At 70.0% G+C, this 26,963-nt stretch carries 26 protein-coding genes; 10 read left to right on the top strand and 16 right to left on the bottom strand.

The features are described 5' to 3' along the window. The coding region (locus tag ASF45_RS16170; protein WP_304440566.1) for a Fe-Mn family superoxide dismutase at positions 1 to 237 on the top strand (237 nt) is incomplete at its 5' end. Here ASF45_RS16170 and ccoS read toward each other — a convergent pair. After that, the gene (ccoS, locus tag ASF45_RS16165; protein WP_056664482.1) at positions 234 to 368 is read right to left on the bottom strand and encodes a cbb3-type cytochrome oxidase assembly protein CcoS; all 135 of its coding nucleotides are present in this window, start codon (positions 366 to 368) and stop codon (positions 234 to 236) included. The genes ASF45_RS16170 and ccoS overlap by 4 nt on opposite strands. After that, complete coding sequence (locus tag ASF45_RS16160) at positions 368 to 2,716, bottom strand: cation-translocating P-type ATPase (RefSeq protein WP_056664479.1); 2,349 nt, start codon at positions 2,714 to 2,716, stop codon at positions 368 to 370. The genes ccoS and ASF45_RS16160 overlap by 1 nt, the downstream gene beginning before the upstream one ends. Before the next feature lie 103 nt (positions 2,717 to 2,819). Between ASF45_RS16160 and ASF45_RS16155 the strand changes: the two genes are divergently transcribed. Both ASF45_RS16155 and ASF45_RS16150 read left to right on the top strand, forming a co-directional pair. Further along, positions 2,820 to 3,263 (top strand): universal stress protein, encoded by a 444-nt coding sequence (locus tag ASF45_RS16155; RefSeq protein ID WP_056664476.1) that lies wholly within the window; start codon positions 2,820 to 2,822, stop codon positions 3,261 to 3,263. 113 nt (positions 3,264 to 3,376) lie between these two features. Continuing rightward, the gene (locus ASF45_RS16150) at positions 3,377 to 4,552 is read left to right on the top strand and encodes a helix-turn-helix transcriptional regulator (RefSeq protein WP_056664473.1); all 1,176 of its coding nucleotides are present in this window, start codon (positions 3,377 to 3,379) and stop codon (positions 4,550 to 4,552) included. A gap of 14 nt (positions 4,553 to 4,566) precedes the next feature. Here the strand turns inward: ASF45_RS16150 and ASF45_RS16145 are convergent, their stop codons facing one another. Further along, positions 4,567 to 5,334, bottom strand: a complete 768-nt coding sequence (locus ASF45_RS16145) for an SDR family NAD(P)-dependent oxidoreductase (protein WP_056664470.1) — start codon at positions 5,332 to 5,334, stop codon at positions 4,567 to 4,569. 45 nt (positions 5,335 to 5,379) lie between these two features. Further along, positions 5,380 to 5,979, bottom strand: coding sequence for a DJ-1/PfpI family protein (locus ASF45_RS16140; protein WP_056664467.1), 600 nt, complete (start codon positions 5,977 to 5,979; stop codon positions 5,380 to 5,382). 92 nt (positions 5,980 to 6,071) lie between these two features. Between ASF45_RS16140 and ASF45_RS16135 the strand changes: the two genes are divergently transcribed. Then, positions 6,072 to 7,406 carry a PLP-dependent aminotransferase family protein gene (locus ASF45_RS16135; protein WP_056664512.1) on the top strand — a complete coding sequence of 445 codons (1,335 nt, stop codon included), beginning with the start codon at positions 6,072 to 6,074 and terminating at the stop codon, positions 7,404 to 7,406. 13 nt (positions 7,407 to 7,419) lie between these two features. On the opposite strand, the gene ASF45_RS16130 is transcribed toward ASF45_RS16135, so the two are convergent. Beyond that, positions 7,420 to 8,409: an NAD(P)H-quinone oxidoreductase gene (locus ASF45_RS16130; RefSeq protein ID WP_056664464.1), complete on the bottom strand. Its 990-nt coding sequence runs from the start codon at positions 8,407 to 8,409 to the stop codon at positions 7,420 to 7,422. 101 nt (positions 8,410 to 8,510) lie between these two features. Here ASF45_RS16130 and ASF45_RS16125 point away from each other — a divergent pair, with 101 nt between their 5' ends. Further along, positions 8,511 to 9,386 (top strand): LysR family transcriptional regulator, encoded by an 876-nt coding sequence (locus tag ASF45_RS16125; RefSeq protein ID WP_056664461.1) that lies wholly within the window; start codon positions 8,511 to 8,513, stop codon positions 9,384 to 9,386. Between the two features lie 130 nt (positions 9,387 to 9,516). Further along, a complete protein-coding gene (locus tag ASF45_RS16120) occupies positions 9,517 to 10,029 on the top strand; it encodes a GAF domain-containing protein (RefSeq protein ID WP_056664457.1) in 513 nt (170 codons plus the stop codon). Here the strand turns inward: ASF45_RS16120 and ASF45_RS16115 are convergent. The 5 genes from ASF45_RS16115 to ASF45_RS16095 all read right to left on the bottom strand — a co-directional run bounded on the left by ASF45_RS16115 (position 10,026) and on the right by ASF45_RS16095 (position 19,081). Then, positions 10,026 to 11,579 carry a malonyl-CoA synthase gene (locus tag ASF45_RS16115; protein ID WP_056664454.1) on the bottom strand — a complete coding sequence of 518 codons (1,554 nt, stop codon included), beginning with the start codon at positions 11,577 to 11,579 and terminating at the stop codon, positions 10,026 to 10,028. The two genes, ASF45_RS16120 and ASF45_RS16115, sit on opposite strands and share 4 nt — an antisense overlap. A 19-nt stretch (positions 11,580 to 11,598) precedes the next feature. After that, the gene (locus tag ASF45_RS16110; protein ID WP_056664451.1) at positions 11,599 to 12,585 is read right to left on the bottom strand and encodes a tripartite tricarboxylate transporter substrate binding protein; all 987 of its coding nucleotides are present in this window, start codon (positions 12,583 to 12,585) and stop codon (positions 11,599 to 11,601) included. A 55-nt stretch (positions 12,586 to 12,640) separates the two neighbouring features. Continuing rightward, complete coding sequence (locus tag ASF45_RS16105; RefSeq protein WP_056664448.1) at positions 12,641 to 14,062, bottom strand: malonyl-CoA decarboxylase; 1,422 nt, start codon at positions 14,060 to 14,062, stop codon at positions 12,641 to 12,643. A 22-nt stretch (positions 14,063 to 14,084) separates the two neighbouring features. Further along, positions 14,085 to 14,753, bottom strand: coding sequence for a GntR family transcriptional regulator (locus ASF45_RS16100; protein ID WP_056664445.1), 669 nt, complete (start codon positions 14,751 to 14,753; stop codon positions 14,085 to 14,087). 278 nt (positions 14,754 to 15,031) lie between these two features. Continuing rightward, positions 15,032 to 19,081 (bottom strand): EAL domain-containing protein, encoded by a 4,050-nt coding sequence (locus ASF45_RS16095; protein WP_162244012.1) that lies wholly within the window; start codon positions 19,079 to 19,081, stop codon positions 15,032 to 15,034. 390 nt (positions 19,082 to 19,471) lie between these two features. Between ASF45_RS16095 and ASF45_RS16090 the strand changes: the two genes are divergently transcribed. The 3 genes from ASF45_RS16090 to ASF45_RS16080 are packed head-to-tail and all read left to right on the top strand — an operon-like array spanning position 19,472 to position 20,540. After that, positions 19,472 to 19,978 carry a CinA family protein gene (locus ASF45_RS16090; protein ID WP_056664439.1) on the top strand — a complete coding sequence of 169 codons (507 nt, stop codon included), beginning with the start codon at positions 19,472 to 19,474 and terminating at the stop codon, positions 19,976 to 19,978. Beyond that, complete coding sequence (locus ASF45_RS16085; RefSeq protein ID WP_056664436.1) at positions 19,975 to 20,202, top strand: oxidoreductase-like domain-containing protein; 228 nt, start codon at positions 19,975 to 19,977, stop codon at positions 20,200 to 20,202. Before ASF45_RS16090 ends, ASF45_RS16085 begins: the two co-directional genes overlap by 4 nt. Next, positions 20,199 to 20,540, top strand: a complete 342-nt coding sequence (locus tag ASF45_RS16080; protein ID WP_056664432.1) for a tetratricopeptide repeat protein — start codon at positions 20,199 to 20,201, stop codon at positions 20,538 to 20,540. The genes ASF45_RS16085 and ASF45_RS16080 overlap by 4 nt, the downstream gene beginning before the upstream one ends. A 4-nt stretch (positions 20,541 to 20,544) precedes the next feature. On the opposite strand, the gene lgt is transcribed toward ASF45_RS16080, so the two are convergent. The 6 genes from lgt to ASF45_RS16050 form a co-directional block, all read right to left on the bottom strand. Then, positions 20,545 to 21,366: a prolipoprotein diacylglyceryl transferase gene (gene lgt, locus ASF45_RS16075; protein ID WP_056664429.1), complete on the bottom strand. Its 822-nt coding sequence runs from the start codon at positions 21,364 to 21,366 to the stop codon at positions 20,545 to 20,547. 27 nt (positions 21,367 to 21,393) lie between these two features. Then, positions 21,394 to 21,972 (bottom strand): DUF924 family protein, encoded by a 579-nt coding sequence (locus tag ASF45_RS16070; protein WP_056664426.1) that lies wholly within the window; start codon positions 21,970 to 21,972, stop codon positions 21,394 to 21,396. Continuing rightward, positions 21,947 to 23,737, bottom strand: coding sequence for a monovalent cation:proton antiporter-2 (CPA2) family protein (locus ASF45_RS16065; protein WP_056664423.1), 1,791 nt, complete (start codon positions 23,735 to 23,737; stop codon positions 21,947 to 21,949). The genes ASF45_RS16070 and ASF45_RS16065 overlap by 26 nt, the downstream gene beginning before the upstream one ends. A gap of 106 nt (positions 23,738 to 23,843) precedes the next feature. Continuing rightward, positions 23,844 to 24,113 carry a hypothetical protein gene (locus tag ASF45_RS16060; protein ID WP_056664420.1) on the bottom strand — a complete coding sequence of 90 codons (270 nt, stop codon included), beginning with the start codon at positions 24,111 to 24,113 and terminating at the stop codon, positions 23,844 to 23,846. A gap of 51 nt (positions 24,114 to 24,164) precedes the next feature. Beyond that, positions 24,165 to 24,581: a hypothetical protein gene (locus ASF45_RS35375; protein WP_056664417.1), complete on the bottom strand. Its 417-nt coding sequence runs from the start codon at positions 24,579 to 24,581 to the stop codon at positions 24,165 to 24,167. A 544-nt stretch (positions 24,582 to 25,125) separates the two neighbouring features. After that, complete coding sequence (locus tag ASF45_RS16050) at positions 25,126 to 25,899, bottom strand: SDR family oxidoreductase (RefSeq protein WP_056664414.1); 774 nt, start codon at positions 25,897 to 25,899, stop codon at positions 25,126 to 25,128. A 102-nt stretch (positions 25,900 to 26,001) separates the two neighbouring features. Between ASF45_RS16050 and ASF45_RS16045 the strand changes: the two genes are divergently transcribed. Next, on the top strand, positions 26,002 to 26,907 hold the full coding sequence (locus ASF45_RS16045) for a LysR family transcriptional regulator (RefSeq protein ID WP_056664411.1): 906 nt from the start codon (positions 26,002 to 26,004) through the stop codon (positions 26,905 to 26,907). Positions 26,908 to 26,963: the final 56 nt, after the last annotated feature.

Genomic DNA, 26,963 nt, shown 5'->3' with positions numbered 1-26,963 from the left:
GTGGGCAACTTCGGTTCGGGCTGGACCTGGCTGGTCAAGAAGGCCGACGGCTCGGTCGACATCGTCAACACCGGCGCTGCCGGCACGCCGCTGACCACCGCCGACAAGGCGCTGCTGACGGTCGACGTCTGGGAGCACGCCTACTACATCGACTACCGCAACCTGCGTCCGAAGTTCGTCGAGACCTTCCTCGACAAGCTCGTGAACTGGGAGTTCGCGCAGGCCAATTTCGGCTAGTCGCGCAGGATGCGCTCGCCCTCGGCCTCGATGTCCTCGAACTGGCCGCGCTGGATGGCCCACCAGAGTCCGCCCAGGATGAAGAAGACCAGGACCACGGACAGCGGGATCAGCAGGAACAGGATGTCCATCAGGGGCTTTCGGTGGCGGGGCGCGCCAGGCGCACGGGTGCGGGCGGCTCCGGGGCGTCCGGCGGGGGCGTGGCCAGGCGCAACGCATTGAGCACCACGAGCAGCGAGCTCGCCGCCATGCCCAGGCCAGCCAGCCAGGCCGGCATCCAGCCCGCCACGGCCAACGGCACGCTGACCGCGTTGTAGAGCGCGGCCCAGGCCAGGTTCTGGCGCACCACGGCCATGGTCTGGCGCGCGAGCGCCAGCGTGTCGGCCACGGCCATGAGCCGGCCGCCCGGCACCACGAAGTCGGCCTGGGCCTGCGCCAGCGGCACGGACTGGCCGAAGGCGAAGGACACGTCGGCACCGGCCAGCACCGGGCCGTCGTTGAGCCCGTCGCCGACCATGGCACTGTGCCGACCCTGCCGCTGCAGCGTGCGCAAGGCTTGCAGCTTGTGCTGCGGCGAGCAGGCGCCGCGCGCCTCGCCGATGCCCAGCTGCGCGGCCACGCGCGCCACGGCCGCGTCCGCGTCGCCCGACAGCAGCTGCACCGCCACGCCCATCCGTCCGAGCCGCTGCACCGTGGCCAGGGCGTCGGCGCGCAGGTCCTCCAGCAGCACGAAGCAGGCCAGCATGCCCTGCTCGTCCGCCAGCCAGACCATGGTCTCGGTGCCGGGCGGCGCTGCGATGCCGCAGTGCGCGGCCGAGCCCAGGCGCAGCGCGCCGGGCCAGGGCCAGCCGTTGCGCGACAGGCGCCCGCGCAGGCCCAGGCCGGGCTCCTCGACGAGGTCTGCCGCCCGCCACTGCTCCGCGTGCGCGCCGCCCTGCCCGGCCGCCGCGAGCGCGCGCGATGCCGGGTGCAGCGAATGCGCAGCCAGCGCCGCGGCCATCGCCAGCGCCTGCGCACGGTCGATGCCGGCGCGGGTCTGCACGGCGCCCAGCACGAGCGCATCGCGCGTGAGCGTGCCGGTCTTGTCGAAGACCACGGTGTCGACCCGCGCCAGCGTCTCCAATGCCTGCAGCCGGCGCACCAGCACGCCACGGCGCGCCAGGGTTCCGGCGGCAACCAGCATCGCGGCCGGCGTGGCCAGCGAGAGCGCGCAGGGGCAGGTCACGATCAGCACGGCCACGGCAACCATGAGCGCGTGGCCGGGGTCGTGGCGCCACCAGAACAATGCAGCGCCCACGGCCGCCAGGAGCACGAGCAGCAGGAAGGGCCGCGCGATGCGGTCGGCCAGCTGCGCCAGGCGGGGCCGCGAGCGCGCGGCCTCGTCCATGAGCGCGGCGATCTCGGCGAAACGCGTGTCGGTGCCGGCGGCTGTCACGCGCACGCGCACGGCCGCCGCCAGGTTGTAGCTGCCGGCCAGCACGCGCGCGCCCGGCCCGCGCGCCACAGGGCGCGACTCGCCGGACAGCAGGGCCTCGTCGACCAGCGTCTCGCCGTCCAGCACCAGCGCATCGGCCACGAAGGCCTCGCCGGGCCGCACATGCAGCACGTCGTCCACCACCACGCGGTGCGCGGCGACCTGCTCGCGCCGCCCGTCCGTGCCCTCGCGCTCCACGCCCTCGGGCAGGCGCTGCAGCAGCAGGTCGAGCGCGCCGCCCGTGCGGTCGCGCAGGCGCGATTCCAGCCAGCGGCTGCCGAGCAGGAAGAACACGAACATGGTCAGCGAATCGAAATAAACCTCGGCGCCGAAGATGCCGTCGGGCTCGAAGGTGCCCCAGCTGCTGATCGCAAAGGTGATGAGGATGCCCAGCGTGACGGGCGTGTCCATGCCCACGCGGCGGCGCCGCAGGTCGCGCAGCGCAGCCTGGAAGAACGGACCGCACGAGAACAGCATGACGGGCAGGCTCAGCACCCAGGAGGCCCAGCGCAGCAGCGCCTGCGCGTCGGCCGAGATCTCGCCGGGCGCCGCGGTGTATGCGGGCCAGGCGTACATCATGACCTGCATCATGCACAGCCCGGCCACGAGCCAGCGCCACAGCACCAGCCGGGCTTCGCGCCGGCGCTCGGCGCGCAGCGCGAGGTCGGCCAGCGGCACGCCGCGGTAGCCGGCTCGGCGCACGGCCGCAAGCCATTGCGAGGGCAGCGCCTGGCCGGCGCGCCAGACCACGCGCGCGCGCCGGCTGGCCGCGCCGACCTCGGCCGCCAGCACGCCGGGCACGGCGCGCAGCGCGTCCTCGATGGCCAGCGCACAGGCCGCGCAGGTCATGCCCTCGATGGCCAGGCTCGATTCCCAGGCCCCGCTGCCATGTTGGCCTGACGGGCGGCTGAACGCGGCCCATTCGCCGGGGTCGTCGATCCAGTCCAGGCCGCGCGGAACCGCTGGTGGCGCGGGTTCCGCGGCGAACGAAGGGTGGGAGGACATGGCTGGAGCGTAGCCAGTGCCTATTCCCCATGCCTTGACGTACATCAACCCATTCCGGCGCAGGCCGCCTATGCTGAACACACCGCTTCAAAGGAGAAACACCATGTACCAACGCATCCTGGTTGCCACCGACGGTTCGGAGCTCTCGCAAAAGGCCGTGGACAGTGCGCTCGACCTGGCCGCCAAGCTCGGCGCGGCCGTGGTCGCCGTGAAGGTGGTTCCGCCCTATCCGCAGAGCTACTTCGACGGGGCCATGGCCATCGACCTGAAGGAGATCGAACGCACCGAGGCCAGCTGGAGCGCGGCCGCGCACAAGGACCTGGAGGCCGTGCAATCCGCCGGCCTGACCAGGAAGGTGACCGTGACACCCGTGGTCGTGCGCGGCGACCAGGTTTCCGAAGCCTTGATCGCCACCGCGCAGAAGCACCACTGCGACCTCATCGTGATGGCCTCGCACGGCCGCCGCGGCGTGAGCCGCCTGCTGCTGGGCAGCGAGACGCAGCACGTGCTGACGCACTCGCACATCCCGGTGCTGGTGCTGCGCTGAGCGGCGCGGCGCAGGACTTGGGGTAGATTCCCGGCGAACCGCGGCGTTCGCCGGATCGCCCCGGTGACCGTGTCGGTTCGGTTTGCCCGTGGTGGCGAAGGGAGTCTGCCTGGATGTCGGTCCTGGGTCTGCAGCGTGCACAACTGGTGGCAAGCGTCTACGAAGCCGCCCTCGATCCTTCGCGTTGGGGCGGCTTCCTGTCCGAACTGGTGTTCGCGACGGGCTCCACCACCGGCATCATCTGGGGCCATGATTTCAGCCAGCGCACCGTCACCGTGCCGGGCCGGACCAGCGACACGCTGTTCTGTTCGGTCGGTTTCTCCGAGCAGGCGCTGGCGCAGTTCGACGCCCACTACGGCGCGCTGAACGTCTGGCTGCAGAACCCTGCGCTGCATGTGGGCGGCACCGTGGTCCACGGCGAGATGCTGTTTCCGAACAGCCAGCTCAAGAAGACCGAGTACTGGGCCGACTGGCTGCGGCCGCAGGACATCTTCTACTCGTCCGCCGCGATCGTCGAACGCATGCCGGACCGCTCGCTGAACGCCACCGTGTGCCGGCCCGAGGCTGCGGGCCCCTACAGCGCGCAGGAGCTGGGCATCCTCGCGGAACTCATGCCGCACCTGCAGACCGGCTTCGCACTGCACCGCAGGTTCCGCGGCCTGGACGTGTTGGCCGGCGCCTCCACCGCGGTGCTGGACCGCATGCCGCTGGGCGTGGCGCTGTTCGACGAGTCCGGCACGCTGGTCCACCACAACACCCGCGCCAGCCAGTTGCTGGCCGGGTCCGGCGACATGCTGGCCTTGCGCGGCGGCCGGTTGGTTTGCAGCCGCCCGCGCGAGAACGACAAGCTGGCGGCGCTGCTGCGCGCCGCCGTGCGCACCGGCCTGGCCGAATCAGGCCATGCCGGCGGCGCCTTGCGGCTGCAGCACTCCGGCGGCGACACGCTGCACCTGTTCGTGACGCCGCTGCCCTCGTGGTCCGGGCCGTTCGGGCTGCGCGCCGCGGCGGCCGTCTTCCTGAGCCGGCCCGACGGCCGGGTGGGCGCGCTGGCCCAGGCCTTGCAACAGGTCTACCAGATGACGCCGGCCGAGTGCCGATTGACCGAAGCACTGGTGAACGGCCTGTCCGCCAAGGAATACGGGGCGCAGGCCGGGATCTCCATCAGCACGGTGCGCACGCAGATCCGCACGGCCACGGCCAAGGTCGGCGCCCGCCGCCAGGTGGACCTGGTGCGCACGGTGCTGCTGGGGCCGGCGGCGCTGTCGCGGCGGGCCGAGTCCTGGCGCTGAGGCCGCGCCGGCCCTCACTGCGCCAGAAAGCCCCCGTCCACCGCGAGCACATGGCCCGTGACCATGGAGGCCGCGGGGCTGGCCAGGAACAGCACGGCATGCGCGACCTCGTCGGGCTCGGCGAGCCGGCCCAGCGGCGTGACGTCGCGGATGCGATGCATCAGCGCGGGCATGGACTCGAGCTGGCCGATGAAGCCCGTGCGCGTCCAGGTGGGCGCGACGGCGTTGACGCGGACGCCCTGCCCGGCCCATTCCACGGCCAGCGCGCGTGTCATGTTCACGAGCCCGCCCTTGGTGGTCTGGTAGGAGATGTTGGGGTACAGGCCGCCGCCCGACATGCCCATGATGGACGCCATGTTCACGACACTGCCGCCGCCGGCCGGCATGAAGCGCGCGGCCTCGCGCGCGCAGACGAAGGCGCCCGTGAGGTTGACCGCGACGACCTGGTTCCACTCCTCGATGCCAAGCTCCTGCGTGGACTTGCGGATTGCCGTGCCGGCGTTGTTGACGAGGATGTCGATGCGGCCCGCCTGCTGCGCGATGGCGGCCATGGTCTGCGCCACCGCAGCGGCATCGGCCACATCCAACCCGAAGGCCAGGGCGCCGGCGATGCCGCGGGCGACCGCCGCGGCCGCCACGGCATCGCGGTCGACCACCACCACGCGCGCACCGGCCGCCGCCAGCAGCTGCACGCAGGCCAGGCCGATGCCGTTGGCACCGCCGGTCACGACGGCCACCTGGCCGTCCACGCGGAATCGATCGAGGCTGGCTGGCGCGTTCATCGCAATCCCCTGTCTCTGAAATGGCGGCGATGATAGCTACGCCGCCTAGGCCAGCGCCGGCGCGACGTGGCGCATGGCACGCTCCACGTACTCCTCCTTCTCGCCGACCGGCGCGACGTAGTGCATGGCCTCGCGCGCAGCGGCCTCGCCCTGCAGCCGCGCGATCAGCCAGCAGGCCAGGTACTGCGAGGCCAGGCAGCCGCCGGCCGTGGCCACATTGCCGCGCGCCACGAAGGGCTGCTCCAACACGGCGATACCGGCCTCCTGCACCCAGGGTTTGGTGGTCAGGTCGGTGCAGGCCGGCAGGCCCTGCAGCAGGCCCAGCCGCGCCAGCACCAGCGTGCCCGAGCATTGCGCGGCCAGCAGCTGGCGTGCCGGGTCCAGCCGCAGCTGCGCCATCAGCGCGGCATCGGCCACCACGGCGCGCGTGCGCACGCCGCTGCCGACGACGACGGCATCGGCCGTGCACGCCTGCGCCAGCGTCGCCTGGGCCTGCAGCACCACGCCGTTCATCGAGCGCACCGCGGGCGTGGAGCTGGCGATGGACACGCGCCAGCCGGGCACCTTGATGCGGTTCAGGATGCCGAGCGCGATCAGCGAATCGAGTTCGTTGAAGCCGTCGAAGGTCAGGATGGCGATGTGCATGGTGGGCCCGGTAGCGTGGTGGATGCCGCCATGCTAGGCCTTCCACTCAATACAATCAAAAAATTGTATTGAATACATTGCCGATCACGCCCATGGCCCGTGCCCGCTACAAGCCCCTGGTCGACCGCTTGGCCGCCGAGATCCGCGCCGGCCACCTCGCGCCCGGCACGCGGCTGCCCACGCACCGGCAGCTGGCCGCCCGCGAGGGCCTGGCGCTCGTGACGGCCACGCGGGTCTACGCCGAGCTGCAGGCCATGGGCCTGGTCAGCGGCGAGGCCGGGCGCGGCAGCTTCGTGCGCGAGGCCGCGCTGCCGCCTGGCCTGGGCATCGACCAGCAGGCCACGGCCACCGGCATGGTCGACCTCAACTTCAACCACCCCGCCCTGCCCGGCCAGGCCGAGTTGCTGCGCGCGGCGCTGCGCCAGCTGGCCGCGGCAGGCGACCTCGACGCGCTGCTGCGCTACCAGCCGCACGGCGGGCGGCCGCACGAGCGCGCCACCGTGGGGCGGCACCTGGCGCTGCGCGGCCTGGCGGTCGCGCCCGGGCAGGTGGCCATCGTCGATGGTGCCCAGCATGGCCTGGCGGTCACCGCGATGGCCCTGCTGCAGCCGGGCGACGTGGTGGCCGTGGACGCGCTGACCTACCCGGGTTTCAAGCTGCTGGCCCAGGCGCACCGGCTGGAACTGGCGCCGCTGCCGGCTGCCGGTGCCGGCCCCGACCTGGACGCGCTCGCAGCGCTGTGCCGGCGCCGCCGCGTGCGCGCCGTCTACGCCATGCCCACGCTGCACAACCCGCTGGGCTGGGTCACGGGCTTGGCGCGGCGCCGCCAGCTCGTGGCCATCGCGCGCCGCCATGGGCTGCTGCTGATCGAGGATGCGGCCTATGCCTTCCTCGCGCCCAACCCGCCCGCACCGCTGGCCGCGCTGGCGCCCGAATGCACGGTCTACGTGTCCGGCCTGTCCAAGAGCGTGGCCACGGGCCTGCGCGTGGGCTTCGTCGCCGCGCCTGCGGACTGCATGGCGCGCATCGAACGCGCCATCCGCGCGACGACCTGGAACACGCCCGGCGTGATGACGGCGATCGCCTGCGGCTGGATCGAGGACGGCACCGTGCTGCGGCTCGAATCCGGAAAGCGCGCGGACGCCGCCGCGCGGCAGGCGCTGGCCGGCCAGGCTTTTGCCGGGCTGCACCCGGTGCGGCATCCGAACGGCTACTTCGTCTGGCTGCCGCTGCCCGCGGAACTGCGGGCCGACAAAGTGGCGCAGGCGCTGCTGCACGAAGGTGTGGCGGTGTCCACGGCCGAGCCGTTCTCGGCCGGCGGACAGGTGCCGCATGCGCTGCGTGTGGCCCTGGGCTCGGTGCCGCTGGACACGCTGGGCACGGCCCTGGCCACGGTGCGCCGCGTGATCGACGCACAGCCGCCCTGACCGCATCGCCCGCTCAGGCCGCGTCCGGCAGCAGCAGGATCTTGCCCACGCTCTGCCCCGATTCCATGCGCCGGTGCGCCTGGGCGGCCTGGGCCAGCGGGTAGCGGCTGTCGATCACAGGCCGGATGCTGCCATCCGCCAGCGCGGGCAGCCAACGCGCGGCGAAGCGCTGCACCATGGCCTGCTTGACGGCGGGCGGGCGCGACTTCATCACCGTGCCGAAGATCTGCAGGTGGCGGAACAGCAGCAGGTCCATCGGCAGGGGTGCTGGCTCGGCGCCGCCCAGCAGGCCCACGACGACCAGGCGTCCGCCGAGCGCGAGCGAACGCAGGTTGCGCTCCAGGTAGGGCGCGCCGACGAAGTCGATCACCACGTCCACGCCCTGGCCCCCGGTTTCGCGCGCCACGACGGCTTGGAAGTCCTCGCCGCGGTGGTCGATGAAGACATCGGCGCCGAAGCCCGCCACGGCCGCGCGCTTGTCGCCGCTGGCCGTGGCGAACACGCGCGCCCCGGCCGCATGCGCCAGCTGCACCGCGGCCGAGCCGACGCCGCCCGCCGCCGCATGCACCAGCACCGATTCGCCGGCCTGCAGCCGGGCCAGGTGGAACAAGGCCTCGTGCGCGGTCACGAAGACCTCGGCCACCGCGCCCGCATCGGCCAGTGCCAGGCCCGGCGGCACCGGCATGGCCATGCGGTGGTCGATGCGCGAGTACTCGGCGTAGGCACCGCCGCCCACGATGCCCATCACGCGGTCGCCCACGGCGAAGCCCTGCACCTGCGGCCCCACCTCCACCACGGTGCCGGCGATCTCCAGGCCCATGGTGTCGGCGTCGCCGAAATGGGCGCGGCCATAGGCGCCCTTGCGGTGTGCGACGTCGGCACGGTTCACGCCGATGGCGGCGTTGCGCACCAGCAGGTCGTGCGGGCGGAGTTCGGGGCGCGGGACGGCGCGGGCCACGAGCACTTCGGGGCCGCCGAAGTGGTCGAAGACGATGGCTTGCATGGTGTGGTGTGTCATGGCTGCGCAGCTTAGGCCCGGACGGCGCAGGCAAGGTGCAGCGATTTCGCTCTACAGTGCTGCAAATCTGCATCACCACAACAGCCATGAACTGGGACGACGCCCGCATCTTCCTTGCCGTGACGCGCCAGCCTTCGCTGCGCGCGGCGGCGCGCAGCCTGGCCATCGACCAGGCCACGGTGGGGCGGCGCCTGAATGCGCTGGAAGCCGAACTCGGTGCCAAGCTGTTCCTGCGCGCCCGGGACGGCTACCTGCTCACCACGGCCGGCGAAGCCGCGCTCCACGCGGCACGGCGCATGGAAACCGCGGCCCTGGACCTGCGCAGCAAGATCGAGGGCCAGGACGAAAACCCCACGGGGTTGGTGCGCGTGACCAGTTCGGACACCATCGCCGTGGAATTCCTGCTGCCCGCCATCGACCGCCTGCAGCAACGCTGGCCGCAGATCCGTGTGGACCTGGAGGTCTCCACCCAGGTGCTCAACCTCGGCCGGCGTCAGGCCGACATCGCCCTGCGCAACGTGCGGCCCGAAGCGCCGGACCTCGTGGTGCGCCGCGTGGCGTCCTGGCCCGTGGGCCTGTTCGCCAGCGCCGCCTACCTCGCACGCTGCGGCGCCCCCCGGGCAGAGGACGAACTGCGCGGCCACCAGATCGTGGCCTACGCCCCCTACCTGGAGAACAAGGCCTGCGCGACCGTGGCCGAGATGCCGGCACGCCAGGCCCGCATCGCGATGGCGGTCAACTCCAGCCTGCTGCTGCGCAAGGCGGTCGCGGCCGGCATCGGCCTGGGCGAGATGCCGGTGCGCATGGGCGAGCGCGAAGGCCTGGTCCGCGTCTGGCCCGGGCGGCAGCGTGCGCGCCCGCACGAGGTCTGGCTGGTCATGCACCCGGACCTGCAGCGCACGGCCCGCGTGCGTGCAACGGCGCAGTGCCTGGCCGAGGCACTGGCAGAACCGCCGGTCTGAGCGGACCGGCTGCGCAGGGCCCGTCCCTCCGCGGCACAGGCGATTGCGGCTGTGGCTAGACTGCGGCAACCGGCGGCGCCGAGCCCGCGAGCAAACACCCCACAAGGATGCGAGAGGACGACAGTCTGGCATGCCCCTGAACTACAACCCCGACGACCTGGACGTGAGGATCTGCGAGCTGCTGGTGGCCACCTGCGACGGGGCCGACCCGGCGCTGCCGGCGGCGGTGCAGGAGGTGCTGCAGCTGCTGCGTGTACGGCTGGGCATGGACGTGGCCTTCGTGTCGCGGCTCGCCGATGGCCTGCGCACCCTGCAGGCCGTGGACAGCGCGCCGGATTTTCCGCTGCTGCAGCCCGGCATGTGCGACCCGGTCGAGGAAAGCTGGTGCCTGCGCGTGGTGGACGGCCGGCTGCCCGAGCGCATGGACGATGCCGCGCCCTACGTCGCCTCGGGAAGGGCGCCCGATCCGGGGTTTCCGATCGGCACGCACCTGAGCACGCCCGTGCGGCTCGCCGACGGACGCATCTACGGCACGCTGTGCTGCTTCAGCCGCGGCGTGCAGCCCGGCGCGGACATCGACCGCTTGCGCTACACGGCGCGCCTGCTCGCCGACCGGCTGTCACCCCGCGGTGCTGCGCGCTAGGAAGCGAACAAGCCCCTGTGCTGCTCGCGCAGCAGGTTCTTCTGCACCTTGCCCATGGTGTTGCGCGGCAGGCTGTCGACCACGAAGGCGCGCTTGGGGATCTTGAAGTTGGCCAGTTGCTGCCTGAGCGCCCCCAGCAGCGCCTCGCCGTCCAGCATCGCGCCGGGCTTGCCGATCAGCACGGCCACGCCGACTTCGCCGAAATCCGGGTGCGGCACGCCGACCACGGCGCTCTCGGCCACGCCCGGCATCTCGTTCAGGAAGCCCTCGATCTCGGCCGGGTAGACGTTGTAGCCGCCGCTGATGATGAGGTCCTTGCTGCGGCCCACGATGGTCACGTAACCGGCGGCGTCCACGCGGCCCACGTCGCCGGTCTTGAAGAAGCCGTCCGCCGTGAACTCCTCGGCCGTCTTCTCGGGCATGCGCCAGTAGCCCTGGAACACGTTGGGGCCACGCACCTGGATGCCGCCGATCTCGCCCTGCGGTACCGGCTGGCCCGCATCGTCCACCACGCGCAGGTCCACGCCCGGCAACGGGAAACCAACCGTGCCGCCGCGGCGCTCGCCGTCCGCGGCACGGTAGGGGTTGGAGGTCAGCATGGCGGTTTCGCTCATGCCGTAGCGCTCCAGGATGGTGTGGCCGGTGCGCGCCTGCCAGTCTTTGAAGGTCTCGATCAACAGCGGCGCCGAGCCGGAGATGAACAGGCGCATGTGGCGCACCGCGTCCTTCGTGAGCGCGGGCTCGGCCAGCATGCGCACATAGAGCGTGGGCACGCCCATGAAGACCGTCGCCTCGGGCAGCTTGGCGATCGCCACCTTGGGATCGAACTTGGCCATCCACAGCATCTTGCTGCCGTTGATCAGCGCGCCGTGCAGCGCCACGAACAGGCCATGCACGTGGAAGATGGGCAGTGCGTGCAGCAGCACGTCGCCCTGCTGCCAGCCCCAGTAATCCTTGAGCACGCGCGCGTTGCTGAGCAGGTTGCCATGGCTCAGCATGGCGCCCTTGCTGCGGCCCGTGGTGCCGCTGGTGTACAGGATGGCGGCCAGGTCGTCGGCCGCGCGCGGCACGGGTTCATGCAGGTCGCTGCAGTGCGCGGCGCGTTCGAGCAGCGTGCCGCTGCGGTCCTCGCCCAGCGTGAACACGTAGCGCGTGCCGGCCTGGAACGCGATCTTGCTGACCCAGCCATGGTTGGCCGGGCTGCAGACCACCACGGCCGGCTCGGCGTTGCCGACGAAATAGCCGATTTCGGCGCTCTGGTAGGCCGTGTTGAGCGGCAGGAACACATGGCCCGCGCGCAGCGTGGCCAGGTACAGCAGCACGGCTTCGACCGATTTCTCGACCTGCACGGCGATGCGCGAGGCCGGCGGCAGCTCCAGCGACTCCAGCAGGTTGGCCACCATGGCGCTGGCGCGCTCGATGTCGCGCCAGCTGTAGCGCAAGGGCTGGCCGCCAGGCTCGGTGGCATCGATGGCGGTGGCGTCCAGGTCGGCGGGGAACGCCGCGCGCAAGGCGGCGTAGAGGTTCTGGTTCTCGGTGGCGGTGCTCATGGTGACGGGAAGGAAAGGCTCATTCGAGTTTTGCGCCGGACGCTTGCACGACGGCGGCCCAGCGCTTGATCTCGGCGCTCACGAAGCGGCCGAACTGCGCGGGCGTGAGGGTACCGAATTCTGCGCCGTTGCTGGCCCAGACCGTCTTGATCTCATCCGTTGCGCCGGCGCGCTGCACCTCCTCGACCACGCGGGCCTGGATGTCGGCCGGCGTGCCCTTGGGCGCCCACAGGCCATACCAGGTGGTCACGGTGTAGTCGGGCAGGCCGACCTCGGCCGCGCAGGGCACGTCGGGCAGCGAAGGATTGCGCTTGCCGCCCGACACCATCAGCGGCTTGATGCGGCCGCCCTTGATGTGGGCCGCGGACGAGCCCAGGCCGTCGAACATCACGTCCACGTTGCCGGCGATCAGGTCGGCCAGCGCGGGGCCGGCACCGCGGTAGGGAATGTGCGTGATGAAGGTGCCGGTCTGCTGCTTGAACAGCTCGCCCGCCAGGTGGTGCGAGGTGCCGGCACCGGCCGAGGCGTAGTTGTAGCGCGCCGGGTTGCGCTTGACGAGCGCGAGGAAGCTCTTGAGATCGCCGGCCTCCACGCGCCTGGGGTTCACCACCACCACCTGCGGCACGTTGGCCAGCAGCGCGAGCGGGATGAAGTCCTTCTCCAGGTCGTAGTCGAGCCTGGGGTACATCGAGGGCGCGATGGCGTGGTGCACGGCGCCCATGAAGAGGCCGTAGCCATCGGGCTGCAGCCTGGCCGCGGCGCTGGCGCCCACGGTGCCGCCGGCGCCGCCCTTGTTGTCGATGACCAGCGTCTTGCCCGTGAGCTTGGCGAACTGCGCGGCCAGCGGCCGCGCGAAGGCATCGGTGCCGCCGCCGGCCGGGAACGGCACGACCAGCGTGACGGGTTTGCCGGGCCAGCCGGACTGCGCGCGGGCCGCCAGCGCGGCGGGCAGCAGGCCTGCGCCAGCCAGCTGCAAGGCGCCGCGGCGCGTGATGGGAACGTGCATGTCGTGTCTCCTTCGTTGTGGAACAAGGCGGTCTGCCGCCGCCTCGGTGTGCTGCTCAGAGCAGCCAGCGCTCGACCTCGGACGACAGCGGGATGTTTCCCGCCGCCGTCATGGCCCGGTGCTTGTCGAGCCGGCGCAGATCGTACAGATAGTTGACCATGAGCCCGCAGGACTGCTTGAGGCCCTTGGGCGACGGGTCGCCGGCCCAGTTGAGCCGCTCCACGCGCGCGCCGTTGCCCAGGTGGAAGCGCGCGACGGGGTCGAGCGGGCGGCCCTGGTCGAGCTCGCGGCCCAGGTACTCGGCCGCACAGCGCAGCAGGAACTGGCGCGCGGGGGATTTTTCCTCCAGCGTCAGCACGTGCTCGGTGGCGGCCAGCACATGCCCGGCATCCGGCGCCTTGGCGCCCAGCGCGCGGCCGAGTTCGGCGCGCGCCTTGTCGGGCATGCGCGCCAGCATGCCGTCCGCATTCCTGGCCAGCCAGGCACGAAAGCCCGGGATCGGCGACAGCGTGGCGAACTGCTTGAGCTTGGGGAACTCGGCGCGCAGCGTCTCCACGACGCGCTTGATCAGCGAGTCGCCGAACGAGACGCCGCGCAGCCCGGTCTGGGTGTTGCTGATGGAGTAGAAGATCGCCGTCGTGGCCTTGCCGATGTCGTGCACGGCCGCCTGCTCGTCCAGCAGCGGCGCGATGCCGCCGGCCAGGTGGTCGATCAGCGCCACCTCGACGAAGATCAGCGGCTCGTTCTGCATCCGCGGGTGGAAGAAACCGTAGCAGCGGCGGTCGCTGTCGAGCCGGTTCTTCACGTCGGCCCAGCTGCGGATGTCGTGCACGGCCTCGTACTTGATGAGCTTTTCGATCAGCGAGGCCGGCGAGTCCCAGCTGATGCGGCGCAGCTCCAGGAACGGCAGGTCGAACCAGCTGGAGAACAGCGCCGCCAGTTCGGCATCCAGCGGCTGCAGCCGGCGCTCGGACTTGAGCTGCGGCAGCAGTTCGGCGCGCAGGTCGACCAGGAAGTGCAGGCCCTGCGGATCGACGGCGAAGCGCTGCAGCATGCGCGTGCGCGGCGAGATGAAGGCGCTGCGCAGCCGGATCTCGGCGGCGCCCTGGTCGGCCGTGCCGTGCACGGCGTCGTAGTGCTCGCGCGCGGCGCGCACCTCGTCGGCATCGGGTGCGAACTGCTCGACCAGCAGCAGCCACAGGTCGCGCCGCTCGGGTGCCGTGGCCGTGCCGTACCAGGCCATGACCTTCTGGGCGCGGCGGCCGGCCTCGGCCTCGCTGACATGCGGGTCGACCACGGCCTGCAGTTGCGCCAGCAGGCGGCGCAGCGCGCTGGGCGTCAGCGCTTCGGGCTCGCGGCGCAGCGTGGCGCGCAGGCGCTCGGCCATCGGGCGGGGCGCGTCCGGGGTGGCGGCCGGCGGCTTGGCGGCCGGTTTGAGCAGCGCCAGGCTGCGGGCAATCCAGTCGGTGGCGTTCATGGTGTGTCCTTGCAATGCATGTTCAGGGAGCGATCCGGTTGGCCTGGCTGCGCGCCACCTCGCGCAGCGCCTCGCGCTGGCGCACCAGGTGCTCGTGCATGGCGGCCTGCGCCGCTGGTGCATCGCGCGCCTGCAGCGCGGCGAACACCGCGAGGTGCTCGGCGCAGCTTTGCTCCAGCCGGCCGGGCGCCTGCAGCTGCTGCAGCCGCGCGAGCTTGGCCAGCTTGCGCAGGTCGCCGATCACCATGGCCAGCCACGGGTTGTCGGCCAACGCGATGATGGCTTCGTGGATGGCGACGTTGGCGGCGTAGTAGTCGGGAATTCGGCGCGCCCGGGCATGGCGCTGCAGCCGCGCGTGCAGGTCCTGCAGCGCCTGCAGTTCGGCGTCGCTGGCCTGCTGGGCGGCCTCGAACGCGGCGCGGCCTTCCAGCAGCGCGAGCATGGGGAAGATCTGGTCCAGGTCCTGCGCCGTCACCTGGTTCACGAAGCTGCCGCGGCGCGGCTCGTGCCGCACCAGGCCCTCGGCCGCGAGCACCTTGAGCGCCTCGCGCAGCGGCGTGCGCGAGATCGCCATGCTGGCGCACAGCGCGGGCTCGTCGATGAAGCTGCCGGGCGCGAGTTCGCCATCGAAGATCAGCGTGCGCAGCCGCTCGGCGACTTCGTCGTGCAGGGAGCTTCGGAACGGACGCATGGCGTGGTGGGCGGCGCAGGCGCGCCGCGCAGGGCCGCCGGCAACACCGTAATTTTCAATAATTACCGCTAATTATTGAGTCGGCGCGGCCATCCCGCAATGCCTGGCACAAGCGAGGCCCTGCGGCTGAGGCCACTCGGTGCGCGGTCAGCCCCGCGCAACCGTGTCCCGCGCCACGCGATGCCACCATGGCCTGGATGCCGGCCGTCGTTGTCGCGGCATACCGCGACCGGAAAAACCGGCGCCTGCTCCTTGCGGAACACCTCTCATCGACCGCACTAAACCCATCTTCCGCGACCACCGGCCTTGGCTTGGTACAGCATGACGTCGGCGCGCTTCACGAGCTGTTCGAACTTCTCGCCTTGCTCCACGCCGAATGCGACGCCAATGCTGGCGGTGATGTTCAGACCCAGGCCGCCCACCACAAACGGCTGGGCAACCACGCGAAGAATTTCTTCGGCTGCCGCGTGGCACAAGGCCTCGGACGGAAGCGAGGACAGGATGACCGCAAACTCATCGCCACCCACCCGTGCGACGCCATCGTCCGGCCGAACGGCTCCGCGTAGCCTGAGGCCAAGCTCGCGCAGGATCTGGTCTCCGACCAAGTGCCCTTGGGCGTCGTTGACCAACTTGAAGTGGTCCAGGTCGACGTAGAGCAGGCCCACGTGATTTCCGCGGCCGCCAGCGGCCTCGGCTTCCAGATAGCGTTCGAAGCCGCGACGGTTCAGAAGGCCAGTCAGCGGGTCTCTCTCGGACAGCTGGAGCAGGCGATTCGCCTCCTCCCGATGGTGCGTCACGTCCTGTGCGACAGTGACGTAGCCATTCGGAGACCCATTGACAGTCCTCAGAGGAATGAAGCTGACGGCCACATGGACCGGCGGAACCCGGTTGGGAAATGACTTCTCGAAACTGACGGTCTCGCCGCCAAGGGCGCGCTTCACCCAGGATGAAGAGCGCTCATACTCCGCCCGACCCAGAAGCTGCAGGCTCGTTCTGCCGACGATCTCGGAGCAGTCCACCCCGAACCAGTTCTCGAATGCCCGGTTGGCAAACAGATAGCGTTCGTCTGGTCCATTGACTGCAATCATCGCGGGAACAGCCTGTGCCACTGCAGCCAGCACTTCATCGTGGTTCGGCTGGGAGTGCGCGAGCACGGGCAAGAGGGCCGAAGACAACTCCGAGCTCACCTCAAGGTGATGGCGGGCATACAGTTCCAGCTCCTCCACCGGCATAGGACGCGCAAAAAGGTAGCCCTGGAAGCTGTCGCAGAAGTTCGCGACGAGAAATGCGCGTTGGTTCTCGTCCTCCACCCCCTCCGCCATGACGGTCAATCCCAAGTCATGGCCCAAGCTGATGATGCTTCGGACGATGGCCGCGTCGTTGCTGTCGGTGATGACGTCGCGAACAAAGGCCTGGTCGATCTTCAATTGGTCCAGTGGCATGCGCGTCAGGTAAGACAGCGATGAGTACCCGGTGCCGAAATCATCGAGCGACAGGCCAACGCCAATGGACCGGAGTTGCCGCATCTTCTGGATGATGGACTCCATGTCGTAGACCAGCAGACTTTCGGTCAGCTCAATCTTCAGGCTCGACGGCCGCACGTTGTGCCGGCGCAGGCACGCATCGACCTGCTCCACGAAGTCATCCTGACGGAACTGGCTCGCGCTGACGTTCACCGACACCGTCATGTGCCCGAATGGAGCGACGGCGCCATCGCCTTGCCAGGCCGCCAGCTGCGCGCATGCCGTTTCCAGCACCCAGGCACCGATGCCGAGGATCAGGCCCGTGTCCTCCGCAATGGGAACGAACCGCGCTGGAGAAACCATGCCGCGTTCCGGGTGCTTCCAGCGCAGCAGTGCCTCCGCGCCGACAAGCCGGCCATCTCGGTGCAGCTGCGGCTGGAAGTGCAGTGAGAACTCTGCGCGTTCTACGGCATGGCGCAGGTCCTTCTCAAGCGCAGCCCGTTCTGAGGCCGCCGTGTGCAGCCGCGGGTCGTAGAAGCGCGCAACGCCACGACCTACCGACTTCGCCTGAATCATGGCCAGGTCGGCGTGCTGCAGCAGTTCCTCGTCGCTGACCGCATCTCCCAGGAACGGTGCAATGCCCACGCAGACAGAGGCCACGTGCACGAACTCTTCGAGCCGGAAGGGTTCTTTGAACGCCTGCATGATGCGCCGCGATACTTCGCCTGCATGTGCCTGCGCGTCTTCCATCGTGTCCAGCGTCGGAGCGAGGAGAACGACGAACTCGTCTGCGCCGATGTGCGCCAGGTAGCCGGTTGGCATCACCGCAGATTGCAGCCGTTTCGATGCAAGCTTGAGAAGCACATCGCCCTTGCTGTGCCCGAGGGTCTCGTTCACCAGCTTGAACCTGTCGATGTTGATGAACAGGAGGGCGCCTGCACCGACGGCTGTCGTCGCTCCGCAGCGGTTTGCCCGAAGGGCCGCATTGAACGATTGGCGGTTTGGCAGGCCAGTCAAGGTGTCGAAGAACGCGAGCCTGTGAACGGCTTGCTCGGCCTCTTTGCGTGTCGTGATGTCCGTGCTGATGGACAGGACCGACATGGGGCGCCCCTGCTCATCGCGAACCAGCGACCAGCGCGTCTCCACTTGAACCAGATGGCCATCCTTGCGCGCATGTGTTGCTTCTCCGGACCACGCGCCTTCCTTCAGCAAGATCTCATGGCGTGCCAGCTTCTCGGCCAAGGTTCCGGAGCCGAACTGGGTCGCGTCCCGGCCGACCATCTCATCCGCAGTCCATCCGAAGATTCGTTCGCAGCCTTGGTTCCAGGTGAGGATCCGGTGGTCGAGGTCGCGGACGTAGATTGCATCCTGCGCCTTGTCCAGCAGTGATGCCTGGCTGCGAAGACGGGCGTCCGATTGCAGACGTTGAAGCTCTGCCGAGGCGCGCGCAGCGAAGATGCGGAGCATGGCTTCCACGAACTTCGATTGCGGCTGAGAGGCCCGGTAGAGCACTGCAAGGAATCCAATGGGCTCGCCATGCACATCGTCCAAGCGGTGTATCGCGAATGCCTCCGCCTCCACCCGCTCGACCAGGCGCACATCGGGATAGGCTGCGCACGCGTCCCCGGCCGCGAACCAAACCTCGTTGGTTCGCACCTGGTGCGACAGCGCGTTGGGAACGTCGAAGTCGGCCGCAGGCAGCTGCTCGTGTCCGACAACCGCCGAGCGGCTTTGGCACCTGTGGAGACCGCCAGGCAGGAACCTTGCGAGCTGACCGGCTTGCGCTCCTGCCGCCTCCACAAGGCTGAGGACAAGGTGCTGGAAAAACTCGTCGCCGGTTCGGTGAGAGACCGCAGATCCGACGGACAGCACCGCCTGGTGAAGCCTTCTCTGCTCGTCTTGCACACGCAGGTTCTCAATGCCGAACGCGACGTCGTCGGCCAGCGACTGGAGAAGCGACAGTTCATTGGGACTGACGTGGGCTTGCGCAGCCGAATAGAAACAGATCGCCCCCAGCGTTCTCCCCCTGTGGCGCAGGGGAAGACTCACGATGCCTCTGTAGCCAATGACGTCGACGTTGGCCCGCCAGATGGGGAATGAAGCGTCCTCACGCACGTCGAACGTCACGTCGGCCCTGCCCGCGCGAATGGCCCGCCCTGCAGAGTTTTTGCCGCTGTCGCTCTGCGCACTCCAGGACAGCTTGGCTTCAAGCACAAGATGGCCGTTCACCCCGGCGACCGCCGCAGGCAGAATGGTCCTGTCCTCGTCGTTGTGGGCGAAGCCCACCCAGGCGAGGACGTAGCCGCCCAGCTCCACGGCGACTTCGCACACGCGTTTGAGCAGCTCCTCTTCGTTGACTGCGCGGATGAGTGCCTCATTGCACGTGCTGAGCATGCGCTGCGCTCTGCTCGCTTGCGCAGCGAACCGCTGGACCTCCATCTTCTTCGTGAGGTCGAGGACGTGAAGAAGCCGCGCTGCAACACCGTCGAACACGATCGGCGTGCTGGAAAGCTCGACATCGAGTGGCTGCCCGTTCTTGCGGGCATGCAAGCGGCGGAACAGTTGGGTCGGGTGCTGCAGCGGAAGGCTTCGCAAGAAGGCCGTCGCATCCTCCTTCGCGCGTTCCGCACCGGCCGACGTGGCCTCGGCCCAAAGCTGAGGAGCAGCGAGGGCGCGGAACTCTTCCACCTCGTAGCCATACAGCGCCACGGCCGCACGATTGACGGCAAGTATGCGCAGGGTGTGCGGGTTGTAGATGATCAGCGGCCGCGGGCTGTCATGGAACAGAGCCCGGAACAGCTCCGCGCTCGCGGCAGGCTGCTCGTTGTATTGGCTAGCGGCAGCGGTGGCAACTGCTTGGCTCACGGTGGTTCGAGGGTGTTGCTGGTGTTGGCCGCGGTCAAGTGCGACGGTCCGCGACGTCATGTGCTGCGAGAACCGTCGTAGCCCTTTGAGTCTAGGTCAGCGGGCGCAACAACGGCAGAAAAAGTTCACCATCCGCGCGAATAAACTTACAACTTTGTTTGAATTTCGAACGAATCGCCGCGAAGGACCGTCCTGGCGGACGGGGGAAAAGGACGGCGAGAACCCGTTGACGGCCTTGCGCGCCGCGCCCCCGCTGCTGCGCTTCTGGGCCCACAGCGCGCTGTGAAAGCACGCAACGACCCCATGCCGCTTCACCGTGCACCACGGTCTGGGCAGCGAGGAATGGGGTGCCGACGGCTTCGCGCGGCGCGGCTGACACAATCGCGGCCCATGTCCGCCCCCGCTGAACTGCCCTCCCTGCCCGATCTGGCCACCCGTGTCGCTGCGCGCCTGCGCGAACGCCGCGACACCGTGGCCGTGGCCGAGTCTTCGGCCGGCGGCCTGGTCGCCGCCGCGCTGCTGGCCGTGCCGGGTGCGTCGGCTTACTTCCTGGGCGGCGCCGTGGTCTATTCGCGCCGCGCCGGCAAGGCCCTGCTGGGCCTGGTGCCGGCCGACATGGAAGGCCTGCGCGCCGAGACCGAGCCCTATGCGCTGCTGCTGGCCGCCAAGGTGCGCGCCAGCCACCGCGCCAGCTGGGGCCTGGGCGAAACCGGGGCGGCCGGTCCGTCCGACAGCCCGGCCGGCGACCCGGCCGGCCGCGCCTGCCTGGCCGTGGTCGGTGCCACGGAGCGCAGCCGCACGGTGCTGACCGGCAGCACCGAGCGCGCCGCCAACATGGACCTGTTCGCGCGCCAGCTGCTGGCGCTGTTCGACACCGTGCTGGCCGAGGCGCCATGACGCTGCCGCCCCCGACCGACGCGGCGTCCGCGCGCACCGCCATCGCGGCGATCGCAGCGCAACTCGCGGCATGCAGCATCGCCGGCATGCGCGCACCGCCGCCCGAGCCCACCACCTGCTGCGGCCGCGGCTGCAACGGTTGTGTCTGGGAGGGCTACCTGGGTGCCGTTGTCTGGTGGTGCGAGGACGCCCGGGCCCTGCTGGCCGAGGCCGCCCCCACATGACGGCCGAGGCCCGCGCCGCGCTGCGCGCCAACCTCGAAAAGCTGCTGGCCAGCGGACGCGATGGCGCGCTGCTGCGCTTCGGGCTGGGCCAGGCGCTGTTGCAGGAAGGCCAGCCGCAGCCAGCGGCCGTGCACCTGCAGCAGGCCACGGCCCAGGACCCGCACCACTCGGCGGCCTGGAAGCTGCTCGGCAAGGCGCTGGAGCAACTGGGCCGCACCGACGAGGCCGAAGCGGCCTGGACCCAGGGCCTGGCCGTCGCGGGGGAGCGCGGCGACATGCAGTGCGTCAAGGAGATCACCGTGTTCCTGCGGCGCCTGCAGCGCGCGCGGGGCGGCTGAAGGCTCAGGCCCGGGCCGGCAGCGCAGCGGCGCGGCGCCCGCACCAGACCCACATCGCGATGCCGGCCAGCACCATGGGCACGCAGAGCCACTGGCCCATGCTCATGCCCAGCGACAGCAGGCCCAGGAAGGCATCGGGCTCGCGGAAGAACTCGGCCGTGAAGCGCAGCAGGCCGTAGCCGATCAGGAAGGCCGCCGCGACCTGGCCCTCGGCGCGGCGCTTGCGCGCGTACAGCCACAGCAGCACGAACAGCAGCAGGCCTTCCAGCAGGAACTGGTAGACCTGCGAAGGGTGGCGCGGCAGCATGGAGCCGCTTTGCGGGAACACCATGCCCCAGGGCAGGTCCGGGCTGGAGAAGCGGCCCCACAGTTCGCCGTTGATGAAGTTGCCGACGCGGCCGGCCGCCAGGCCCGTGGGCACGCAGGGCGCGACGAAATCGGCCACCTGCATCCAGGGGCGCTGGCGCGAGCGCGCGAACCAGACCATGGCCGCGATCACGCCCAGCATGCCGCCGTGGAAGGCCATGCCGCCCTGCCACACGTAGAAGATCTCCAGCGGGTGCGCGAGGTAGTGGCCAGGCTTGTAGAACAGGCAGTAGCCCAGCCGCCCGCCGACCACCACGCCGACCACGCCCAGGAACAGGATGTCCTCCACGTCCTTGCGCGTCCAGGGCGGCACCAGCGAGGCGAAGGGCTCGTGGCGCAGCCGCAGGTTGCCCAGGAACATGAACAGGCCGAAGGCGACGAGGTAGGTGATGCCATACCAGTGGATGGCGACAGGACCGATCTGCAGCGCGACCGGATCGATCTGGGGGTACATGAGCATCGGGCGATTGTGCCCGCCGGCCAAGGCTCAGCCCGCAAAGCCCCCCTCGGCCAGGAAGGCCTGCTCGGCCGCCGTGGTCTCGCGCCCCAGCATCGCGTTGCGGTGCGGAAAGCGCCCGAAGCGCGCCACGATGTCCAGGTGGCCCTGCGCATGGCTGGCGAACGGTTCGCCCAGCGCGCGGTTCAGCGCCAGCGCGCGCTGCTGGTCGGGCATGTCTTCGGAATGCGAGAGCGGCAGGTAGAAGAACAGCCGCAGGTCCTGCGGCACCTGCCGGTCCAGGCCGGCGTCCAGCGCCTGGCGGCAGAACATGCGCGCCAGCGGGTCGGTCGCGTACATGTGGCCGGTGCCGCGGAAGCTGTTGCGCGGGTACTGGTCGAGCAGCAGCAGCAAGGCCAGAGCGCCCTCGGCCGTCGCCACCCAGGCATCGCAGCGGCGCGCGGCCGCGGCGAAGTGCAGGTCGTGGAAACGTTCGCGGAACGCGCGGTCGAAGGCCGCGTCCTTGGCGAACCAGCGCGCAGGACCGGCGTCGCGCCAGAACTGCACGACGGCGGCGGCCTGCGCCGGCGGCACGGGCTCTTGCTCAGGCGGGCTTCGCTTGCGTGGCATCGTCGTTCTCCTTGCTGCGCAGATGGCCCAGCACCAGGGCCCGGCCGGCGAAGGCATCGCCGGCCACCTCGAGATCGAAGCGCTCGCCATCCAGGCGGCGCAGGTCGGCCATCACGGCATCGGCCTCCTCGGGCGTGGCGCCCGTGGCCAGCACAGCCTCGCGGCCCAGCAGCATGGCCGACTCGAAGGTCTCGCGCACCACGACGTCCGCCCCGCCCGTCTTGACCAGCTCCAGCGCATGCTCGCGGTCGAAGGCGCGCACCAGCACGCGCGCGTGCGGGCACTCGGCCTTGGCGTTCTCGGCGATGCGCGTGGCCGCCGCCTTGTCGTCCACGCAGACCAGGATGGCGCTGGCGCTGTGGGCGCCGGCCGCGTGCAGCACGTCGGCACGGGCGCCGTCGCCGTAGTAGACCTTGAAGCCCAGGTAGGACTGGGCGTCGCGGATCACCTGGGTGTCGTTGTCGATCACGGTCAGCGAGGCGCCGCGTGCCACCACGCCCTGGCTGGCGATCTGGCCGACGCGGCCGAAGCCGATCACCAGCACGCTGGCCTGGCGGTCCTGCGCGGCCTCCGCACCTTCCATCGACACCGTGGCGCGCGGGCCGAAGCGGCCGTGCAGCAGCACCACCAGCGGTGTGAGCGCCATGGACAGCACCACGATGGCCGTCATGTTGGCATTGACGGTGGCATCGATCACGCCCGCGCCCAGAGCCGCCGCGAACAGCACGAAGGCGAACTCGCCACCCTGGGCCATCAGCACGGCGCGGTCCAGCGCATCGGCATGCGAACTCTTGGCCAGCCGCGCCACACCGTAGATGCACAGCGCCTTGACCGCCATCATCGCGACCACGCCGGCCGCGATCAGCGGCCAGTTGCGCGCCACCACGGCCAGGTCCAGCGACATGCCCACGCCCAGGAAGAACAGGCCCAGCAGCAGGCCGCGGAAGGGCTCGATGTCGGCCTCCAGCTGGTGGCGGAAGGTCGATTCGGACAGCAGCACGCCGGCCAGGAAGGCGCCCATGGCCATGGACAGGCCGCCCAGCTGCATCAGGAGCGCCGCGCCCAGCACCACCAGCAGCGCAGCCGCCGTCATCACCTCGCGCGCCTTGGCCGTGGCCAGCACGCGGAACAGCGGGTTGAGCAGCCACACGCCGGCCGCCACCAGCGCGGCCAGCGCTCCCAGGGCCAGGCCGATCACGCCCCAGCGCGAAGGCGCCACGGCCGCGGCGTCCAGCGCGGGCGGCGCGATGAAGGCCACGATGGCCAGCAGTGGCACGATCAGCAGGTCCTCGAACAGCAGGATGGAGACGATGCGCTGGCCCCGCGGCGCTGCGATGTCGCCGCGCTCGCCCAGCAGCTGCATGACGATGGCCGTGGAGGTCAGCACGAAGCCCATGGCGCTCACGAAGGACACGGCCCAGGAGAAGCCGAAGCCCACGCCCACCAGCGTCAGCAGCACGCCGCAGACCAGGCACTGCAGGCTGCCGAGCCCGAAGATCTGGCGCCGCAAGCTCCACAGGTGCGAGGGCTGCATCTCCAGCCCGATCACGAACAGGAACATCACCACGCCGAGCTCGGCCACGTGCAGGATGGCCTGCGGATCGTCGAACAGCCTGAGCCCGAACGGCCCGATGGCCAGCCCTGCGGCCAGGTAGCCCAGCACCGAGCCCAGGCCCAGCCGCTTGAACAGCGGCACGCCGACCACGGCCGCTCCGAGCAGACTCACGACCCGGACCAGATCGTTCGCACTTCCTTCTACAGCCATCGAGGCCCTCCCAACAAACAAAAAAGCGCGGCCCTTGTGCAGGCCGCGCCCATATCCAGCACGGATCACCGGGGTTCGCACCCCGAACGGATGCTTCTTCTTGTGATCAGCTGCGCGACAGTTGCCAGGCCACCAGGCCTGCCACCACCGCCGGAACGGCGAACACGATGAGCAGGATCGGCAACTCTTCCCGCACTGTATAGCCAGCGTGCGTCACGCCCACCCACATGTTGAGCAGCGCGACCAGCAGCCAGACCGGCATGAAGGCCTTGGCGGCCAGCGCCATGGCCGTGCCGCTGGCGCCCCACAGCCATCCGAACAACACGAACACCACGAGCAGCAACACCCCCGCCCCCATCGTCATCGCCATGTGCATGGCAGCCTCCCTTTCAAGATTTGAAACATGTGCTCCGCATGGGGCACTTTGCTAGCGTATCAGCGTGCGGTAGAAGTCCAGCCCGGCCCGCAGGTGCGGTGCCAGCGGCAGGCCGCGGCGCAGCATCTCGTCCAGCGCAGGCTGTGCGATCTCCATCACGTAGCTGCTCCGCGCGGCGACCAGCCGGGTGGGCGGCAGGCCCAGGGCGGCCATGTCGCGCCCGCCATACCACTTGGCCGGGTCGGCATGGCCGGCCTCGATGGCGCGGCCGGCCACCTCCAGGCGCCAGCCACCGTCGAGCAGCGTCCAGAAGCTGGCCACGCCGCGCTGGCTGCTGGCCACCTCGGCCCCGGGCTCCACCGACCATTCGCGCGAATGGTCGATGACCCACTGCAGCTGCTCGTTCGACATGCCGCGGAACATCGGCACCTTGGCCAGCAGGTGCAGGTAGGTGGTCGAGGCCTTCATGCCGGGGCCGGGTGGCGTGGCGCCGGAGCTGGCGCAACCCGGCAGAGCGGCGCCCAGGGGCAGTGCCGCCGCAACGGCGAGCCATCGGCGTCTGGTGGAAATGCGCATGTGTTCATTCCGAGAAGACCGACAGGTTCTTCGCGATGTCCTTGCCCGCGCAGGACGGGAACACATCGAGCACCTGGTCGGGGTTGCCCAAGAGCATGGCCTTGGTGTCGCGTCGAAGTCGTCGTAGTGCAGCACTGGCAGCACGGGGTCGAACACCTCCTGCGGCATGGCCGGATCGTCCCAGGTGGAGGGATGGAGCACGGTGGGTTCCACATGGCGGTCGGCCACGTCGTAGCGGCCGCCATGCACCACCTTGTCCGGCAGGATGGAGGAGGCCACGCGCTCGGTGTCGTGCGTGCTGATCATGCGGGCGAAGTCCGGGCTTTGCTGTGGTTCGGTGCCGTACATGGCGTTGTGAACCACGCCGCGGTTGCCCCCAACACGGCTTGGAATCGGTTCATGGTCCGGCCCTCCTGGGCGGCGCGTGCCGCAACGCTCAGCGGGTGGTGTAGCCACCGTTGGCGAAGATGGTCTGGCCGGTGATCCACCAGCCTTCGGTGACCAGGAACTTGACGATCGGGGCGATGTCCTCGATGTCGGTCAGGCCCTTCTTGGAGTAGCCCGACAGCGCGGCGGCCGACGCGTGGTAGGCCGTCGATTCCTTGGACTCCTGGCCGTAGAAGAACGGCGTGTCCATGGGGCCGGGACCGATGGCGTTGACGCTGATGCCGCGGGCGCCGAACTCCTTGGAGGCCGCGCGCGTGTAGTGCTCCACGGGCGCCTTGCTGCCCGGGTACACCGCATAGGAGTCGGTGTAGGCCGCCAGCAGCGAACTCACGATGGTCACGATGCTGCCGCGCTCGGCCAGCACGCGGCCGGCCTGCTGGATGAAGAAGAACGCTGCCTTGGAGTTGGCCGCGAAGCTCTTCTCGTAGTCGCCTTCGGTGATCTGCAGGATCGGCTTCTTGATCACGACGCCGGCGGTGTTGATCGCCAGGTTGACCTCTCCGAAATGCCCGACGGCCCGGTCGAACAGCTGCACGCAGTTGTCGACCACGGACAGGTCGCCCTGGAAGGTCAGCACGTCGACACCCTTGGCCTTGAGCGCGGCGGCGGTCTTTTCCGTTGCGTCGCGCGAGCCGTCGCTGTTGTAGTGCAGCACCAGGCCCCGCGCGCCGCCGTCGGCGAACAGGTGGGCGATCAGGGCACCGAGATTCTTGCCGCCGCCGGTGACGACAGCCACTTTGTCCTTCAGGGTCGGAGAAGACATGCATTACCTCTTTGTATGGAATGGGAATCCAAGTCTATGTTTGGAAACAATCGAGATAAAGTCGACGCTCCCGTCTACACCATCCAGGAATCCCGAACAATCATGGACCGGCTGGACCACCTCCGCATCTTTCTGCGCATCGCGCAGTGCAACAGCTTCACCCTGGCGGCGGACCAGCTCGGCCTGCCGCGCGCCAGCGTTTCGGGTGCACTGCAGCAGCTCGAGACCCGCCTGGGCGCGCGCCTGCTGCACAGAACGACCCGGCGCGTGCGTCTCACGGCCGAGGGCGAGAGCCTGTTGGAACGCGCGCGTTCGCTGGTCCATGGCATGGAGGCACTGGAACAGCAGTTCACCGCAGCCGGCCAGGGCCTGAAGGGCCGGCTGCGCGTGGACATGCCCAGCCGGATCGCCCACCGGCTGGTGGCGCCGGCACTGCCCGACTTCGTGGCCCGCCACCCCGGCGTGGAACTCGAGCTCGGCTCCAGCGACCGGACCGTGGACCTCGTGCACGACGGCGTGGACTGCGCGCTGCGTGTCGGGACGCTGGCGCCCAGCAGCCTGGTGGCGCGCCCGCTCGGCTCGTTCGCGGTGATCAGCTGCGCCAGCCCGCGTTACCTGGCGCGCCACGGCACGCCGCGCGCCGCCCAGGATCTGCTGACCCGGCAGCACCGCCAGGTGAACTACGCGCCCGCCGCAGGCGGGCGCTACGCGCCCTGGGAATGGACCGAAGATGGCCGCACCCGCTCGGCCATGCTGCCCGGCAATGTGGCCGCCGGCAATGTGGAGACCTACATCGCCTGCGCCCTGGCCGGCATGGGGCTGATCCAGGTGCCGGCCTACGACGTGCAGGACCACCTGCAGAGCGGCGCCCTGGTCGAAGTGCTGTCGCCCTGGTGTCCCCCGCCCATGCCCGTGCACCTGGTCTATCCGCACCGCCGCCATCTGGCCGACCGCGTGCAGGCCTTCGCTGCCTGGATCGAAGAGCTGCTCGCACCGCACCTGGATTGACGCCAGCCGCCCCGGCATCCTGCCGGGAATGCAAATTGCTTGCATGCATCGGAGAC

This window comes from Pseudorhodoferax sp. Leaf265 (genome assembly GCF_001422365.1).
GTDB lineage: Bacteria > Pseudomonadota > Gammaproteobacteria > Burkholderiales > Burkholderiaceae_C > Pseudorhodoferax.
This window is presented reverse-complemented; position numbering and strand designations above follow the sequence as displayed.

Coding starts and splice junctions, on each gene's coding strand:
- ASF45_RS16100 (WP_056664445.1), bottom strand. CDS start 14,753: ATGCGTCCGTTCCGAAGCTCCCTGCACGACGAAGTCGCCGAGCGGCTG.
- ASF45_RS16060 (WP_056664420.1), bottom strand. CDS start 24,113: ATGCACATGGCGATGACGATGGGGGCGGGGGTGTTGCTGCTCGTGGTG.
- ASF45_RS16085 (WP_056664436.1), top strand. CDS start 19,975: ATGACGCTGCCGCCCCCGACCGACGCGGCGTCCGCGCGCACCGCCATC.
- ASF45_RS16050 (WP_056664414.1), bottom strand. CDS start 25,899: ATGTCTTCTCCGACCCTGAAGGACAAAGTGGCTGTCGTCACCGGCGGC.
- ASF45_RS16070 (WP_056664426.1), bottom strand. CDS start 21,972: ATGCCACGCAAGCGAAGCCCGCCTGAGCAAGAGCCCGTGCCGCCGGCG.
- ASF45_RS16125 (WP_056664461.1), top strand. CDS start 8,511: ATGAACTGGGACGACGCCCGCATCTTCCTTGCCGTGACGCGCCAGCCT.
- ASF45_RS35375 (WP_056664417.1), bottom strand. CDS start 24,581: ATGAAGGCCTCGACCACCTACCTGCACCTGCTGGCCAAGGTGCCGATG.
- ASF45_RS16140 (WP_056664467.1), bottom strand. CDS start 5,979: ATGCACATCGCCATCCTGACCTTCGACGGCTTCAACGAACTCGATTCG.
- ASF45_RS16160 (WP_056664479.1), bottom strand. CDS start 2,716: ATGTCCTCCCACCCTTCGTTCGCCGCGGAACCCGCGCCACCAGCGGTT.
- ASF45_RS16045 (WP_056664411.1), top strand. CDS start 26,002: ATGGACCGGCTGGACCACCTCCGCATCTTTCTGCGCATCGCGCAGTGC.
- ASF45_RS16135 (WP_056664512.1), top strand. CDS start 6,072: ATGGCCCGTGCCCGCTACAAGCCCCTGGTCGACCGCTTGGCCGCCGAG.
- ASF45_RS16080 (WP_056664432.1), top strand. CDS start 20,199: ATGACGGCCGAGGCCCGCGCCGCGCTGCGCGCCAACCTCGAAAAGCTG.
- ccoS (WP_056664482.1), bottom strand. CDS start 368: ATGGACATCCTGTTCCTGCTGATCCCGCTGTCCGTGGTCCTGGTCTTC.
- lgt (WP_056664429.1), bottom strand. CDS start 21,366: ATGCTCATGTACCCCCAGATCGATCCGGTCGCGCTGCAGATCGGTCCT.
- ASF45_RS16120 (WP_056664457.1), top strand. CDS start 9,517: ATGCCCCTGAACTACAACCCCGACGACCTGGACGTGAGGATCTGCGAG.
- ASF45_RS16130 (WP_056664464.1), bottom strand. CDS start 8,409: ATGCAAGCCATCGTCTTCGACCACTTCGGCGGCCCCGAAGTGCTCGTG.
- ASF45_RS16105 (WP_056664448.1), bottom strand. CDS start 14,062: ATGAACGCCACCGACTGGATTGCCCGCAGCCTGGCGCTGCTCAAACCG.
- ASF45_RS16150 (WP_056664473.1), top strand. CDS start 3,377: ATGTCGGTCCTGGGTCTGCAGCGTGCACAACTGGTGGCAAGCGTCTAC.
- ASF45_RS16115 (WP_056664454.1), bottom strand. CDS start 11,579: ATGAGCACCGCCACCGAGAACCAGAACCTCTACGCCGCCTTGCGCGCG.
- ASF45_RS16155 (WP_056664476.1), top strand. CDS start 2,820: ATGTACCAACGCATCCTGGTTGCCACCGACGGTTCGGAGCTCTCGCAA.
- ASF45_RS16090 (WP_056664439.1), top strand. CDS start 19,472: ATGTCCGCCCCCGCTGAACTGCCCTCCCTGCCCGATCTGGCCACCCGT.
- ASF45_RS16065 (WP_056664423.1), bottom strand. CDS start 23,737: ATGGCTGTAGAAGGAAGTGCGAACGATCTGGTCCGGGTCGTGAGTCTG.
- ASF45_RS16110 (WP_056664451.1), bottom strand. CDS start 12,585: ATGCACGTTCCCATCACGCGCCGCGGCGCCTTGCAGCTGGCTGGCGCA.
- ASF45_RS16145 (WP_056664470.1), bottom strand. CDS start 5,334: ATGAACGCGCCAGCCAGCCTCGATCGATTCCGCGTGGACGGCCAGGTG.